Source organism: Chryseobacterium cucumeris (assembly GCF_001593385.1).
In the GTDB taxonomy this organism is placed as follows: Bacteria; Bacteroidota; Bacteroidia; order Flavobacteriales; family Weeksellaceae; genus Chryseobacterium; species Chryseobacterium cucumeris.
In genome coordinates this window covers 39,589-53,931 of sequence record NZ_LUVZ01000045.1, presented here as the reverse complement: position 1 = coordinate 53,931, position 14,343 = coordinate 39,589, and the positions used below count along the sequence as shown (strand labels likewise).

Sequence of the window (14,343 nt, the reverse complement as noted above, 5' to 3'; positions counted from 1 at the left end):
CATGGAAAGGGAAAAAATTGTTGCTATTGTTAATGATTTTCTTGTCAACGAATTCGAGGTAGACGGAGACGAAATCAGTAACGATGCCAACCTTAAAAATACACTGGGCTTAGACAGCTTAGATTATATCGACATGGTAGTCGTGATTGAATCCAATTTCGGGGTGAAATTAGGAGAAGCAGATTTCAAAAAAATGGTAACATTTGATGATTTCTATACAACGATTGAACATAAGATTGCTGAAAAAAACGCGTAGTTATTGAGTAATTCTTTATTCTATAAAATGTGCCAATGTAACAATATCACAGTGATCCGGTAACGGACACTTCAAAAAGGTATTATTACATTGGCTCTCTGTTATATTAAATTCTAGATATGAACAAGTGGAAAGGTAAATCTAAAGGAACAGTACTCGGATACAGAATATTCGTCTGGTGTATTAGAAATATCGGGATCAGAAGTTCATATGGTGTGCTGTATTTTGTGGCGGCCTACTACTCCCTGTTTCAGAAGAAAAGCAATCAATACATTCTTTATTATTTTCAGAAAAGACTGAACTATGGATACTGGAAATCCAAAGCTTCCATCTTTAAAAGCTATTTTACCTTCGGAAAAGTTCTGATTGATAAAACTGCGATTTCTGCCGGACTCAGAGAAAAATATACCTATGAATTTGACGGTATTGAAAACCTCAGAAATCTTTTAGCTGCTAAAAAAGGAGGTGTACTCATCAGTGCCCATATTGGTAATTTTGAAATTGCGGAACACTTTTTTGCAGATATCGACTTCGACTGCCAGATCAATCTGGTTACAACAGATCAGGAAGTGACCGTGATCAAGGAATATCTGGAAAGTGTTGCGGTAAAAAAGAGTAATATCAAGTTTATTTACGTGAAGGAGGACATGTCTCATATCTTTGAGATCAATCAGGCTTTGTCCAATAATGAACTCATCTGCTTTACCGGAGACCGTTATTTCGAAGGGTCCAAATATCTGGAGGCAGAACTGCTGGGAAAAAGTGCAAAATTTCCGGCTGGCCCGTTTTTGATCGCCACAAGGTTAGGCGTTCCCGTAGTATATGTCTATGTGATGAAAGAGAATAATCTTCATTACCATCTGTACGCAAGAGTGGCACAGAATATCAAAAACCGTGATTCACAGGGACTTTTACAGTCTTATGTGCAAAATCTTGAAACTATGGTGAAAAAATACCCGCTTCAATGGTTTAATTATTTTGATTTTTGGGATGATGTTGATTAATTTTTCTATTTTTATCCCGTAAAAACGAATAAAAACTAAAAAACCATTAAGATTTACCGAGATTTAAGAGAACTCATAAAATTTCTATGCTTACTTTACTGAAGTAAACTTTAAATATCTTAAATTCCCTGTTTCTTAATTATTAAAAGCACATTTTCTTTTGAAGAAAGAATACGACATACTTGTAATCGGCAGCGGATTGGGAGGCCTTGTTTCAGCTCTTATTTTGGCGAAAGAAGGTCTGAAAGTATGCGTTCTGGAGAAAAATAACCAGTATGGGGGAAATCTGCAGACCTTTTCAAGAGATAAGCTTATTTTTGATACCGGAGTCCATTATCTTGGAGGTTTATCCAAAGGACAGAATCTTAACCAGTTCTTTTCCTATCTGGAAATCATGGATGATCTTGAACTTCAGTTGATGGATGAAGACGGCTATGACAGAATCAGTTTCGGAGAAGATGAAATAGAATATCCTCATGCACAGGGTTATCAGAATTTTGTTGAACAGCTTTCAAAGTATTTTCCCGAAGAAAAAGAAAACCTTGAAAACTATTGCGAAGAAATTCAGTATGTATGCAGCCAGTTTCCCAGATATCATGTGGTGGGAAAAGACAATTACAACGAGGAAATCCTGCATCTAAATACCAAAAGATTCATTGAATCTGTTACTCAGAATAAAAAATTGCAGTCAGTTTTACTGGGTTCCAACTTTTTATATGCCGGAGACTCGGAGAATGTTCCCTTTTATGTACATGCTCTGACGGTAAATTCTTATATCCAAAGTGCTTACAAATGTGTGAAAGGAGGAAGCCAGATCTCTAAACTTTTAATCAGAAAACTCCGGGAATATGGAGCCGAAGTACACAAGCATTCGGAAGTTTCAGAATTTGTTTTTAATGAAAATAATACACTGACCTCTGTTAAAACAAAAAAAGGAAAAGAATACGCCGCCAAACAATTTATTTCAAATATAGAAATCCGTTCCACCATTAAACTTATTGGTGACGAAAGACTTAAGAAATCTTTTCTGAACAGGGTTTTAAGCTGGAAGCCGGTTTCATCGTGCTTTAGTATTTATCTTGTTTTAAAGCCTCATTATCTTCCGAATTTTAATTATAACAGATATCACTACTCCTCTGAAGAACAGGTTTGGAATGCATTCCAATACCGGAAAGAATCGTGGCCGGAAACGTTTATGCTTTCTTCTACACCTTCGAAACGTCATCCTGAATTCGCAGAAAGTCTGACGGCGATATCGTATATGGATTTTGATGAGGTTAAAGAATGGGAGAATACCTTCAATACCGTTGCCGATGAACATGAAAGAGGAAATGCTTATGAAAGATTTAAGCTTGAAAAAACAGAAAAAATGCTTGATGCTCTGGAAAAGAAAATTCCGAATCTAAGGCATGCCATTAAAACACTCTATACTTCCTCTCCTTTATCTTATCGGGACTATATCGGAAATTGTGAAGGAAATATGTATGGATATATGAAAAGCTCGGAGAATCCTCTTAAAACGATGGTTTCTCCCCGTACCAAAATTGACAATCTTTTTCTGACCGGACAATCCGTGAATATGCATGGCATCTTAGGCGTTACTATCGGAGCTTTTAACACCTGTGCTGAAATTATCGGAAAAGAAACGATAGACATGCGGCTGACCCAAATGATTAATAAAAACTAAAGTGAAAAAAACTAAAACCATTTATTCATCCTGTAAAAGAACTTTACTTTATCTCACTTTTTGTGTTTTCCTCACATCCTGCGGAATCTCAAAGTCTATCAAACATATTCCCGATGTAAAACAATATGCTCTGGAGATCCCGAAAGTAAACCAGATCAATGACAGTACCTTCAGCTACAATCAGAATTATCTTACCAAAAATAAACATCAGCTCTGGGAACTCTATATTAAAGGAAATCCTTTGCAGCTTGGATATAATAGCGGAGCATTGACCCAAAACTTAATGCAGAAGCAGGAGAACATTTTCTTTTCAAAAGTGGAAGGTTTTGTACCATCAAAATTCAGACAAGGGCTGTTAAGAGGTTTTTTAAAATGGTACAACAGAAAAATGTACCTCAATGTAAGAGAAGATTATCAGGCAGAATTATTTGGCTTGTCACGATATTCATCCGATCAGTATGACTTTATTGCTCCTAAATATTTAAGAAACCTTTACCTGCACGGTGCTCATGATATCGGGCATGCCATGCAGGATCTTGCCATGGTAGGCTGTACATCTCTTGCTGTATGGAATGAAAATACTGAAGACGGAGACTTGTTGATTGGAAGGAATTTCGACTTTTATGTGGGAGACGATTTTGCTAAAAATAAATTGGTAGAGTTTGTACAACCCGAAGAAGGAATTCCCTATATGTCGGTAAGCTGGCCCGGAATGATAGGTGTAGTTTCAGGAATGAATAAAGAAGGAATTACCGTGACCATTAATGCCGGAAAATCAAAAATTCCTTTAACGGCAAAGACTCCTATTTCCCTGGTTACAAGAGAGATTTTACAGTATGCAAAAAATATAGAAGAAGCCATTGCCATTGCTAAAAAACGAAAGGTATTTGTTTCGGAATCTATCCTTGTGGGAAGTGCGGCTGATAAAAATGCCGTCATTATTGAAGTTTCACCTAAAAATTTCGGGGTATATAGAGTACAAAATACAAGCAGAGTGCTTTGTACCAATCATTTCCAATCTGAAGCTTATAAAGATGACAAAAGAAATCAGAAGCAGATTGAAGAAAGCCATTCAGAATACCGTTATGAAAAACTTCAGGAGCTTTTGCAGAAAGAAAAGAAGATCACTCCCGAAAAGATGGCCTCCATTTTAAGAAATAAGTCCGGCTTAAAAGATGAAAGTATCGGTTATGGAAATGAAAAAGCACTCAATCAGCTATTGGCTCACCATGCCGTTATATTTTCGCCTCAGAAAAAACTGGTTTGGGTTTCTTCCAATCCTTATCAGCTTGGAGAATTTGTTTGCTATGACCTGAATGAGATTTTTTCCGGTAAGCCATTATCGCAAAGTCTGCTGGCGAAAACAGAACTGAATATTGCAAGAGATCCGTTCGCAGATTCTGAAGAATTTCAAAACTATGAACTATCCAAAATGTACGGTAAAGAAATCAATGAGGCCGCTGATGATAAAAACGCGCTGTTGACAGACGATATTATCCCATCGTATCAGGCTATGAATCCCGATTTTTGGCTGGTCTATTATCAATCAGGAAAGTATTATTTTAGCAAAAAAGAATATTCAAAGGCAAAAATGGAGTTTGAGAAAGCATTGACGAAAGAAATTACAACAGTTCCGGACAGAAAAAATGTTGAAAAATACCTGAAGAAATCTTTAAAGAAACTGAAATGATCCCCAAATATATAAAACTGCTGTTCTGTATTCCTTTTGTTATTATTATCTGTTATTCTGTGTATTTGTGCACCGTTTACAGCTCAATACCTGACACCATCACTATTCACGGGTACGGAAGTATGAAAGACAATTATGGAAGCAAAATCTTTCTTGTGTTTCCTGTACTGATGAATCTCGCTGTTCTTTTATTTATCTGGTTGATCATTAGAAGGCCTGATAAAATAAAATTTACTTTTGAAATCAATGAGGAGGAAAGAGAAAAAATATACCATATCACCCAGCTCGCCCTGGTTATTATTTCGATATTTGTTACCATAATGATGACACCACTATCATTCGCTGATGTGGTCTTTAAATAATTGATTATGAAAAAACTTTTAACCTTATTCTTTACCGCATTCGCTCTGTTATCATTTTCTCAGGACAGAAAAGAGATCGGAAATACTTTCATTAAAGCCTTGCTGGTTGATAAAAATATAGAAAAAGCACATGCTTATTTTGATCCTACCGTAGCGGGACAAATTCCGGTGGAACAGCTCAAAGCGATTCCGCAACAACTTCAGGGGCAGATTGGAGGACTTAAAAATATCCTTGAAGTAAATAACGAAGGAAACACCTATTATTACTATTCTGAATTTGAAAAGGAAAAACTGGATGTTCAGCTTACTTTTAGTGAGAATAATAAATTGCTGGGTTTCTTCTTAGTTCCTCACAAAACATTTGAAAAAAGAGATGAGAAAACCACACTGAAAATAAAAAGCGATGCTATTGAGCTGAACGGAACATTATTAATTCCACCTTCCAACAATAAAAAGAGATTGGTTATTTTCGTTCACGGCTCCGGACCTCATGACAGAGATGAAACCATTGGAGAAAACAAGCCGTTTAAAGACATTGCAGAATATCTTTTAAACAACGGAATTGCTTCCTATCGATATGATAAAAGAACCTATTCCCACCCTGAAGCATTTACGGAAAAGTCTACTGTAGAAGAAGAAACCATCAATGATGCTGTAAACGCAGCTCTTTATTTTAAAAATAATGCTGATTACAAAGGATACCAGATTATCATTCTTGGGCATAGCCAGGGAGCATATATGATGCCTAAAATTGCAGAAAAGGCACAGGTTTCAAAATATGTTTTTATGGCCGGGAATGCGAGACCGCTGCAAGACCTGCTTGTTGAGCAATATGAATACCTTCATACGATTGACCCGGCTAAAGTTCCAGCTGAAGCTGTTCAGGAAATTAAAAAGCAGGCTGCTTTTTTAAACTCATCCCAATTTAACTTACATTCTCCTTCATCAGAGCTTCCTTTGGGCCAGTCTGCCGCATATTGGAAGTATTTGAAGGATTACAATCAGCTTAACGAAGTTAAAAAAGTCAAAGCTCCGATGTTTTTTGCACAAGGGGGAAGAGATTATCAGGTAACTGAGAAAGATTTCAGCCTTTGGAAAGAAACATTGAAAAATGATAAGACTGCTGTATTTAAGTTTTATCCTGCATTAAGTCACTTATTTATTGCAGGTTCCGGAAAACCATCTCCAAAAGATTATGAAATAAAAGGAAAAGTGGATGAACAGTTTTTAAAAGATTTGGTTCAGTTTATTCTGCAATAATGTATTCCGTGTACAATAGAAAATAATAATTCATTGTGATAGGCCTGGAACTTTGTTCCGGGCTTTTTTTAATTGTTTTCCGGGCTTACCTTATTCAGAAACAGAAAAGAGGTCACTCCTGCAATGGCCGAAAGTGTAATACTTAAGATAAAACTACCAATCACATATTGCAAAAGATTGTTCTTGATCAGTTCAAAATTTAAATCCTGGCTTAAAATATCGCTGTTTCCACTTACAAATGGTGCTCCCAGAAACAGAGAAGCGGCAATAATGAAAGGGATAAAAGGAGGAAGACTCACATTGGAAGCTACAAATGCAAGGACTTTATTAAGCTTAAAAAGTACAGATAAACTGATCACCAGAAGAGTCTGGAATCCCCAGAAAGGAGAAAGTCCTATAAAAACGCCCAGTGCTATGGAAAATGCTTTTGTTCGGTTACTTCCGTCACTTTCTAAGACATCTTCCTGTATGAATCTTTTAAAGCTTTTTTTTTTGAAATTATTCACGAAATTTCTCGGAATAATATAAAGTAGAGTAATCGTTACCAGAATTGTATTCAGAATACTGATTCTTGTGAAATCTTTGAAAGGTCTGAAATGGGAAACCCGCTCCACCGGATCATATAAAACCTTGATTGGAACATTTTTTACCGGAACATGCCTCCATGCAGTTCTTACAATAATTTCTATTTCAAATTCAAACTTTGGGGTAAAATATTTCTTTGGAATTTTATGCAAAGGATAAAGTCTGTAGCCGGACTGTGTATCTTCAAGCCTGATACCGGTTTCAAACCAAAACCAGAAATTGGAAAAACGGTTTCCGAAACTACTTTTCTTAGGAATCCCATCCTGAGACATATTTCTGTTTCCGATAAGAAGAACTTCCTCTTTTTCCTGAAGAAGAGCTTCTACAAATACCGGAATATCATCCGGATAATGCTGACCATCCGAATCTATTGTGATGGCGTAATCATATCCTGATTTCTTTGCTGCTCTGAAACCCGTTTTTAGGCCGTTTCCTTTTCCTTTATTCTCCGGTAAGGAAATTACAGTGATCTGAGGATATTGAGAAAGAATCTGAGGCGTGGAATCCGTAGAACCATCATTAATTACAATAATACTTCCGGTGTAGTTGAGAACACCGTCAATAACCCTCTTCAGGGTTTTTTCATTATTGTAGGTAGGGATTAAAACGCATATCTTCTTTTCAGAAATAGCATTTTGTACTTCAGCAAGAAACATTTTTTTATTTTAAAGTGGCTTTTTCCGCCTCTGTCATGGTTTTAGATTGCATTGCAAACCTTTTGATATAGCCCTTCAGAGCTGTATTCTGTTTGCTGTAATTATTCAGCAGGAAAGCTTTATCATCTTTCAAACTTCCACGATATCCTACAATTTTCGGAATATTTTCCTGAACACTCATTCTGATAAGACGAAGTTCTGCATTGTTAGGATTACTTTTAATAATGCCCTCAAGACTTGTAGCACCTGTCTTTACCAGAGCTTTTCTGTTGCTTTTGGCAATTTTGGCTTCCATAATCTTTGCTGCGGCCTTGTATCCTACAGTTACAGCATCAGAGCCGGATTGTTTTTCCGCAGTTTCAATAAAGCTCGCAGTATTGGTAGTGGATTCATTCGCCTTAGCATAGCTGTTTCTCAGCGTTTCAAGATCAGATTGAAAGAAAAAAACAAATGCTGCTATGAATGATAAGATTAGTTTCATGACGATATTTTTTTATAGCTTACAGACAATTTCAATGCAATAGTCTCGCCAAAAGAAGTCGTGTTTTTTACTTTAACATCTTCTTCATTTTCAGCAATATCCAGTTGAAGTACCAGATCAGGGGTTTCAAAAGGATTGATAATCGCCATGAACTTTACATTGGAAGCTGTTTTCAGAAATAACTTTGAACCTGTAAATTCCTCAGTCAGTTCCTTAATAATTTGCATCATACAAACACCGGGAGTTACCGGATTTCCAGGAAAATGGCCTTTGAAAATATCATGGTCTTTATTAAGATGAATATGAGCAGTAAACTTTCCGTCTTCTGCCTTATCGTATGATGTTAAAGTATAAAAGTCTGTAAGAATCGTTTGCATGATCTTATTTTTTAAGATTAAATGTATAATACATTCCCATCTGGAATGTTACGTTGGTATTGTCATTGTTAATATGCACAAAACCTTTTTTAATTCGGGCCTCTACGCCTATATTTTTTGTAATATCATAACCGGCTCCAAATAACAGTCCCAAATCTGCCTCAATAGGCGAATCGATATTTTTATGATCTGTCAGAAGTTCCAAGGTCGGACCAAAATGAATATTAAACTTTTCAAAATAGAATTTATTCACTACTGCTCCTCCTACATAAGAAAGTGTCGCTGTTTTTGAAGAAACAGCAGGATTCTGGCTTTCAAATCTTGCGCCCTGGCGGGTATAATAAATTTCCGGCTGAAGAGCATAGAATTTTGCAAACCGGATATTGGCCTGGAAACCTATGTAGAAATCCACTTTTGATTTGATATCATAAGCATTGGTACCATAGTGATATCCCTGATTGTCATTATAATAAAAGGACTCATAAGCAGGTCCGTCAGATATATGTGAAATATTGGCACCTACTCTGATTCCCGGATTGAAAGTGACCTGGGCAAAAGATAAGGCGGAGAAAAGTGCAAAAAGCAAGAAATATATTTTTTTCATGTGAAATTTATTCCGTCTCGGTTATTTGAAATAGCTTTATATTGATCTTAAAGTCCTTATGCTGCAGGTTTAAGCTGTCTGCGAAGATAGGTTTTTTTGCATCAAAAGTGAAATCGATTTTCTCTTTGTTATTTTTCGTGTAAACAATCTCTTTCAGTAAGCCATTTTCTTTGCTGAAGAACAGATAGTAGCTCTTCTTATCGATTTTTGAAAGGTAGATTTTAGCATTTTTATTTTCAAAACTTTCACTGACCGGATATTTTCTTTTCAGAAGCTGCTGAAAGTCATTTTTTAGAAAGTTGATCACTATTTTTTTATCCAGATCAGGAAGTACATAATTCAGTCTGAAATCATTATCAGAGACTTCAAAATCTATCAGTTTATTCCCGAAATCAGAAGTTAAGGCGACACGGTGCGTTGTTTCATTCAGTTTTTTGATGATCAGAATTCCACTCACATGGTTTTTATATATGTCCATCTGGCATTTGTATACATAATCTTCAGTAGACGAAAAGTATAAATTTTCAACCATCTTTTCAGAAGAAGAAACAGGTTTTGCTTCTGTTAACTGGTATGTTTTACAGGAAACAGCCAGGATCAGAATCAGGCTATAAAGAAAACTCTGACGCAGGAATGGAAGCATTGATCTTGGTATTTTTGAAAACAATATTCGTAGTATCTCCGGAAGCCTCCGTCATATTGACCTGTGAAACTGTCGACTGGTTCTTTGGGAAGTACAGTTCAATCTGTTTGATGTATTTCAACAGCTGTGATGTCTTAGGAATAAACTTTGCCACATTGTAATTTCCGTTCTTAAAGTAGGTGACGGTAAACTCAGGATCATTAAACATGGTTCCATTCGAACTTCCTACAATAAGTTTATTGATTTTTTCAAATGTTTTGCTTTTCGCATCTACAGAAGATTTTTTTCCCTGATCATTGATGAAGATTTTATTGCTTTTAAAAACAATACTGTACTGATACGGTTTAGTGTACTTCCAGCTCAGCATATTGGGCGTCTGCAAAGACATTTTCCCATAGGTGACAATGCTTTTATCAAGGAAATCCATTTTTTTGGTCTGGGTAAAATCGCTCTGTAACGTTTTAATTTCTTTTGTGTCTGAAGAAACCTTCGATACAAATGCTTTGGCTTCAGCTCCTGACATTGCTGTGTTTTGCGCAAAAAAGAATCCTGAAACCAGTAAGAATACTCCGAAAGCTATATTTTTAATCATTTCTATTTGAATTTATCACTGTATCAACAGTAAAGGTTGAATATTTTTTATCCTTCAAAAATACTAATAAATTGGTCAGCACCCGAAAGGTCTTTTCTGAAGTGTCATGAAGAAGGATAATACTCCCATTTTTCAGACCTTTGGTCACTCTGTTGTAGATCTTTTTTTCATCATCAATGATGGTGTCCAAAGAGCGTACATTCCACCCGATGCTTACTTTATTGGTTTTTTTGATTGCTTTTGCAATATTAGGGTTCGTAACTCCGAACGGCGGTCTGTAGAGATTGGTCTTAATATTTCCCACGTTTTTCATGATCTTATCACACTTTTCAATCTCTGTAATCATTTTTGAAGTCGATAAAAATCCTGTAGAATTGGAATGTGATAAGGTATGATTTCCAATCGTATGACCTTCTGCAATAATTCTCTGAAACGTCTCAGGGTATTTTTCAATCTGTTTTCCGATACAGAAGAAAGTTGCTTTTATCTGATGTTCTTTAAGCAGGTCTAAAAACTTTGGGGTAAATTCAGTAGGTCCGTCATCAAATGTAAGAGCCACTTCTTTTATTCTGGTACGCTTATGAGTAATACTGTTCACAAAATATCCCAGCTCAATGTCAAAAGAACCCCAGACAACTACTGCAGAAAAAGCAAAAAAACAAAACAGATATACCCAAATACTTCCGTGGAACGCATAAATAAAAACGTTACAGAAAAGGTAGAACAGGATGAAGGGATAATGTTTCATTGCTGATTGTTTTATTACAAGTTTTATAGTCGTAATATTTATTGTATACCATTGTCACACTCCGTAGGAGTCCAGACTAATTTCTAATTTAGATTCCACGCTTCACTGCGTTTCGCTCTGAATGACAAATAGACCGTATAATTTTCAATTTCAACAATTATGCCTTTTCCAATAACACCAGGCTGTGATCATGACCTGCCAGATGGTTGTAAAGAAGTATATTCTTTATACTTTCCTTTTTTTCTGCATTGATCATCATAATTTCCGGGATCTGCTGTTCCTTCAGGATATGACAGGCCATAAAGGTTGAAAAACCACTTGCTGTATTGAATTCTCCACTCAAATGTTTATAATACAGCTGTGCTGAATCCGGAAACAGATTCATTGCTTTTGTATAATACATATCTGATTGTGCATCTCCACTGAATCCTAAAATAACCGCATCAATATCATGAGTGGAAAGATTGTTTTGAACCAGGAAATTCTGGATAAAATCCTTTACTTCATTCAATTCAACCTTGTTGCTGATCTGGATATTCTTAAGCTTAGCGTAAGAGTTTTCGGTCTTATCTTTTCCAATTACAAAAAAGCTGGCACCTTCACCCCAGATCACTCCATTGGTAGTGGAATGTAAATAATCTGCAGGAAGATCTGCTTCTTTTTTGATCGTATTATTTAAGCAGTAAAGTTCCATGGTTCTGTCCGTCTGTTCGTCTGTAGAACCTACCAGAACATTTTCTGCTTCTCCGTCATTGATCTGAAGCTGAGCGTCCAGTAACGAAAACTCCAGTGAAGAAGAAGTATTTACATACGTGAAGTTGTAAGCATGACACTGTAATCCCAGAGCAATCTGTCCTGCTACCGTATTGTGAGTAGACTGGATGAAAAAGGTAGGCGTAAGGAACTCTTCATGATTATCAATCACGTTTTTTAGGAACTTTTCAGAATCCTGAGAGCAGCCCATTCCGGTTCCTACAATGATAGCATCCGGTTTTTCAATCTCAGCTTCCTTCAATGCGTAGTGAGATGCTGCGGAACTCATTTTTACGGTTTTAGACATTCTTCTGATCATCGCAGGCGGAATAAACTCTTTGTAATTGGGTTCTATCGCTTTAATGATGTTTGAAGAATTTTTAACAGTAAGGTTTTGAAGAATATTGTCGTTTAAAGTGTCCTGAACCGAGATACAGGATGCACTGTTGATGTATACTGCACTCATGATTTTGAGAAAATTAAGGTGGAACAGTTTCCTCCAAATCCAAATGAATTGGAAAGCACATGATTGATTTTTTTCTCTTTCAATTCGGTAACAGGAGTAAGGTCAAACTCTTCCATTTTTGTTTTAAAATTCAGGTTCGGGAAAATCACACTGTTTTGCATGGCTAGAATTGAAAATACGGCTTCAATTCCTGCTGCTGCGGCCAAAGTATGTCCTGTAAATGCTTTTGTGGAGCTGAATTCAGGGACCTGGTTTTCTCCGAAGATTCTTATCATGGCAATTCCCTCAGATAAATCGTTATTAGGAGTAGCTGTTCCGTGAACGTTGATATAATCTATATGCTCTTTTTCCAAACCGGAAATTTTCAGGGCTTGCTGCATTGCTAAAAATGCGCCCTGTCCGTTTTCCGAAGATGCGGTCTGATGGTGGGCATCATTAGCATTTCCATATCCGGAAAGATAAGCGAGAACCTTTTTGTTTTCTTTTTTGACCATTTCTTCAGATTCAAGGACTAAGAAAGCCGCAGCTTCCCCAAGATTCAGCCCTTTTCTGTTGTTGTCAAAAGGAGTGTTGTAGGAATCCGTAAGAATCATCAGGGTATTGAATCCGTTCAAAGTAAATTTTGAAAGAGAATCTGTTCCCCCTACAATAACACGGTCCAAAACTCCGTTTTTGATGAGCTTTGCGCCCATCATAATCGCATTGGCTGCTGATGAGCAGGCTGTACTAATGGTAGAAACCATTCCTTTTAATCCCAGATAACCGGCAATCGCCAATGAGGAATTTCCGGCATCGTGTGCGTCAATATACTTTTGCTTTTCAGGGAAGTCTTCGTAAGAGTAGAAGTATTTTTCAGTGATATCCATTCCGCCTACACTGGTAGAAGAAATCAAGCCGGTTCTGTAACCATTGATATCTGAAATTCCTGCACTTTCTACAGCTTCCTTTGCAGCGATCATTCCCAATAAAGAAGTTCTTGTTACGTTATTGTCTTCATCAAGCTGAAGCTGTTGTACAAGTTCTTCATTGGATAATTTTATTTCACCCGTTTTAATGGCTCCGGCATGACGGGTTTCAAACATTTCGATATCTGAAATTCCATGTTTTCCGGATTGCAATGAAATAAAATTTTCCTCCACATTGTTTCCGATGGAGGAAATGATGCCCATTCCCGTTATGGCAATTTTTTGACTCATGGTATTCAATAATGTAACAATGTATCAATCGGATAATTTACCAATAATTGCTACATTGTTACACTGTTAGATTTTTATATTAATTTATTTTGTTCTGTTGTCCTCGATGAATTTTGCCATCGTATCGATAGATTGGAAAATCTCTTTTCCTTTTTTAGGATCTGCTAATTTTATTCCATAGTCTTTATCAAGAAGAACGATCAGTTCCAAAGCGTCGATAGAATCTAATCCTAATCCACCTCCGAACAGTGGGTCAGTATCTTTGATCTCTTCTACAGATACATCTTCAAGGTTAAGAACTTCGATAATTTTGTGTTTCAATTCTGTTTTTAAGTTTTCCATAAATAGTATTTTAATGTACAATATATCAATGTGCCAGTTGACCAATGGTTGTTATTGCCTTTAGCATTGGTACATTATCAGATTGGTACATTGTTAAATTATAATGTGAGCAAATATACAAAAGCTTTGTAATTTTCCTGATACAATTCCACCCAGCCACACAATACTTTGTCAGCTTTTCCGGATAGAAGAATCTGTTCAGAATAGTCATTCAAAAATTCTTCATCAAAATCATCCAGTACGAAAAAAGCATTTTCTGTCTGCATTTTGTGTTTAATGCTGATTTCACCTACACAAATATTGGGTAAAGTATACACAAAAACGGCAGGACTCGGATAGAAATTATCCTGATCGTTGATGCTTTCCTGATATTTGAAATCCGTATCCAGACTGGACGATCTGTTGGCAAAAACAATGGCTGTTCTGCTGTGGTCTTCATCTTTCAAAATGGTTTCAGCGGAAAGAAAAGCCAGTTTACTCAAATGATCCATTTTATGAAACTTTGGATAGCTGAGGTCTAAACTTTTATAGGCTTCTTTGGCAAATTCCTGAAAGGTTTCGCTTGGGCTTTCAAAAATAAGATTTCCGTCAAAGGTTATTTTTGAATGTTCTATGGTACAGGTATTTATTTTCTTCATCAC

The 14,343-nt window shown here is 36.4% G+C and carries 17 protein-coding genes; 6 read left to right on the top strand and 11 right to left on the bottom strand.

Features of this window, described 5'->3' with window-relative positions:
• The first annotated feature begins 1 nt into the window (after position 1).
• The 6 genes from A1704_RS20965 (at position 2) to A1704_RS20940 (ending at position 6,259) form a co-directional block, all read left to right on the top strand.
• Complete coding sequence (locus A1704_RS20965; RefSeq protein WP_034692469.1) at positions 2 to 256, top strand: acyl carrier protein; 255 nt, start codon at positions 2 to 4, stop codon at positions 254 to 256.
• A gap of 119 nt (positions 257 to 375) precedes the next feature.
• Positions 376 to 1,260 (top strand): LpxL/LpxP family acyltransferase, encoded by an 885-nt coding sequence (locus A1704_RS20960; RefSeq protein ID WP_062675964.1) that lies wholly within the window; start codon positions 376 to 378, stop codon positions 1,258 to 1,260.
• A 160-nt stretch (positions 1,261 to 1,420) separates the two neighbouring features.
• Complete coding sequence (locus A1704_RS20955; protein WP_062675963.1) at positions 1,421 to 2,947, top strand: phytoene desaturase family protein; 1,527 nt, start codon at positions 1,421 to 1,423, stop codon at positions 2,945 to 2,947.
• Position 2,948: 1 nt separating this feature from the next.
• A complete protein-coding gene (locus A1704_RS20950; protein ID WP_394361648.1) occupies positions 2,949 to 4,637 on the top strand; it encodes a C45 family autoproteolytic acyltransferase/hydolase in 1,689 nt (562 codons plus the stop codon).
• Positions 4,634 to 4,999 (top strand): hypothetical protein, encoded by a 366-nt coding sequence (locus tag A1704_RS20945; RefSeq protein ID WP_062675962.1) that lies wholly within the window; start codon positions 4,634 to 4,636, stop codon positions 4,997 to 4,999. Before A1704_RS20950 ends, A1704_RS20945 begins: the two co-directional genes overlap by 4 nt.
• A 6-nt stretch (positions 5,000 to 5,005) precedes the next feature.
• On the top strand, positions 5,006 to 6,259 hold the full coding sequence (locus A1704_RS20940; protein WP_238590665.1) for an alpha/beta hydrolase: 1,254 nt from the start codon (positions 5,006 to 5,008) through the stop codon (positions 6,257 to 6,259).
• 68 nt (positions 6,260 to 6,327) lie between these two features.
• Here the strand turns inward: A1704_RS20940 and A1704_RS20935 are convergent, their stop codons facing one another.
• From A1704_RS20935 to A1704_RS20885, 11 genes are all read right to left on the bottom strand, one after another.
• On the bottom strand, positions 6,328 to 7,500 hold the full coding sequence (locus tag A1704_RS20935) for a DUF2062 domain-containing protein (protein ID WP_062675960.1): 1,173 nt from the start codon (positions 7,498 to 7,500) through the stop codon (positions 6,328 to 6,330).
• A 4-nt stretch (positions 7,501 to 7,504) separates the two neighbouring features.
• On the bottom strand, positions 7,505 to 7,981 hold the full coding sequence (locus tag A1704_RS20930; protein ID WP_062675959.1) for a hypothetical protein: 477 nt from the start codon (positions 7,979 to 7,981) through the stop codon (positions 7,505 to 7,507).
• Positions 7,978 to 8,358 carry a 3-hydroxyacyl-ACP dehydratase gene (locus A1704_RS20925; protein WP_082798844.1) on the bottom strand — a complete coding sequence of 127 codons (381 nt, stop codon included), beginning with the start codon at positions 8,356 to 8,358 and terminating at the stop codon, positions 7,978 to 7,980. The genes A1704_RS20930 and A1704_RS20925 overlap by 4 nt, the downstream gene beginning before the upstream one ends.
• A gap of 4 nt (positions 8,359 to 8,362) precedes the next feature.
• Positions 8,363 to 8,962 carry an outer membrane beta-barrel protein gene (locus A1704_RS20920; RefSeq protein ID WP_062675958.1) on the bottom strand — a complete coding sequence of 200 codons (600 nt, stop codon included), beginning with the start codon at positions 8,960 to 8,962 and terminating at the stop codon, positions 8,363 to 8,365.
• Positions 8,963 to 8,969: 7 nt separating this feature from the next.
• Positions 8,970 to 9,605 carry a hypothetical protein gene (locus A1704_RS20915; protein WP_062675957.1) on the bottom strand — a complete coding sequence of 212 codons (636 nt, stop codon included), beginning with the start codon at positions 9,603 to 9,605 and terminating at the stop codon, positions 8,970 to 8,972.
• Entirely contained in the window at positions 9,571 to 10,197 is a 627-nt protein-coding gene (locus A1704_RS20910) for a LolA family protein (protein WP_062675956.1), read from the bottom strand. Before A1704_RS20910 ends, A1704_RS20915 begins: the two co-directional genes overlap by 35 nt.
• Entirely contained in the window at positions 10,190 to 10,945 is a 756-nt protein-coding gene (locus A1704_RS20905) for a polysaccharide deacetylase family protein (RefSeq protein ID WP_062675955.1), read from the bottom strand. The genes A1704_RS20910 and A1704_RS20905 overlap by 8 nt, the downstream gene beginning before the upstream one ends.
• A gap of 157 nt (positions 10,946 to 11,102) precedes the next feature.
• Entirely contained in the window at positions 11,103 to 12,164 is a 1,062-nt protein-coding gene (locus A1704_RS20900) for a beta-ketoacyl synthase N-terminal-like domain-containing protein (protein ID WP_062675954.1), read from the bottom strand.
• The gene (locus A1704_RS20895; RefSeq protein WP_062675953.1) at positions 12,161 to 13,360 is read right to left on the bottom strand and encodes a beta-ketoacyl-[acyl-carrier-protein] synthase family protein; all 1,200 of its coding nucleotides are present in this window, start codon (positions 13,358 to 13,360) and stop codon (positions 12,161 to 12,163) included. The genes A1704_RS20900 and A1704_RS20895 overlap by 4 nt, the downstream gene beginning before the upstream one ends.
• An 84-nt stretch (positions 13,361 to 13,444) precedes the next feature.
• On the bottom strand, positions 13,445 to 13,702 hold the full coding sequence (locus A1704_RS20890; protein WP_034692439.1) for a phosphopantetheine-binding protein: 258 nt from the start codon (positions 13,700 to 13,702) through the stop codon (positions 13,445 to 13,447).
• Between the two features lie 98 nt (positions 13,703 to 13,800).
• Positions 13,801 to 14,340 carry a 3-oxoacyl-ACP synthase gene (locus A1704_RS20885; protein WP_082798850.1) on the bottom strand — a complete coding sequence of 180 codons (540 nt, stop codon included), beginning with the start codon at positions 14,338 to 14,340 and terminating at the stop codon, positions 13,801 to 13,803.
• Between the last annotated feature and the right edge of the window lie 3 nt (positions 14,341 to 14,343).

Coding starts and splice junctions, on each gene's coding strand:
- A1704_RS20890 (WP_034692439.1), bottom strand. CDS start 13,702: ATGGAAAACTTAAAAACAGAATTGAAACACAAAATTATCGAAGTTCTT.
- A1704_RS20895 (WP_062675953.1), bottom strand. CDS start 13,360: ATGAGTCAAAAAATTGCCATAACGGGAATGGGCATCATTTCCTCCATC.
- A1704_RS20945 (WP_062675962.1), top strand. CDS start 4,634: ATGATCCCCAAATATATAAAACTGCTGTTCTGTATTCCTTTTGTTATT.
- A1704_RS20960 (WP_062675964.1), top strand. CDS start 376: ATGAACAAGTGGAAAGGTAAATCTAAAGGAACAGTACTCGGATACAGA.
- A1704_RS20915 (WP_062675957.1), bottom strand. CDS start 9,605: ATGCTTCCATTCCTGCGTCAGAGTTTTCTTTATAGCCTGATTCTGATC.
- A1704_RS20935 (WP_062675960.1), bottom strand. CDS start 7,500: ATGTTTCTTGCTGAAGTACAAAATGCTATTTCTGAAAAGAAGATATGC.
- A1704_RS20940 (WP_238590665.1), top strand. CDS start 5,006: ATGAAAAAACTTTTAACCTTATTCTTTACCGCATTCGCTCTGTTATCA.
- A1704_RS20885 (WP_082798850.1), bottom strand. CDS start 14,340: ATGAAGAAAATAAATACCTGTACCATAGAACATTCAAAAATAACCTTT.
- A1704_RS20925 (WP_082798844.1), bottom strand. CDS start 8,358: ATGCAAACGATTCTTACAGACTTTTATACTTTAACATCATACGATAAG.
- A1704_RS20900 (WP_062675954.1), bottom strand. CDS start 12,164: ATGAGTGCAGTATACATCAACAGTGCATCCTGTATCTCGGTTCAGGAC.
- A1704_RS20920 (WP_062675958.1), bottom strand. CDS start 8,962: ATGAAAAAAATATATTTCTTGCTTTTTGCACTTTTCTCCGCCTTATCT.
- A1704_RS20905 (WP_062675955.1), bottom strand. CDS start 10,945: ATGAAACATTATCCCTTCATCCTGTTCTACCTTTTCTGTAACGTTTTT.
- A1704_RS20930 (WP_062675959.1), bottom strand. CDS start 7,981: ATGAAACTAATCTTATCATTCATAGCAGCATTTGTTTTTTTCTTTCAA.
- A1704_RS20910 (WP_062675956.1), bottom strand. CDS start 10,197: ATGATTAAAAATATAGCTTTCGGAGTATTCTTACTGGTTTCAGGATTC.
- A1704_RS20965 (WP_034692469.1), top strand. CDS start 2: ATGGAAAGGGAAAAAATTGTTGCTATTGTTAATGATTTTCTTGTCAAC.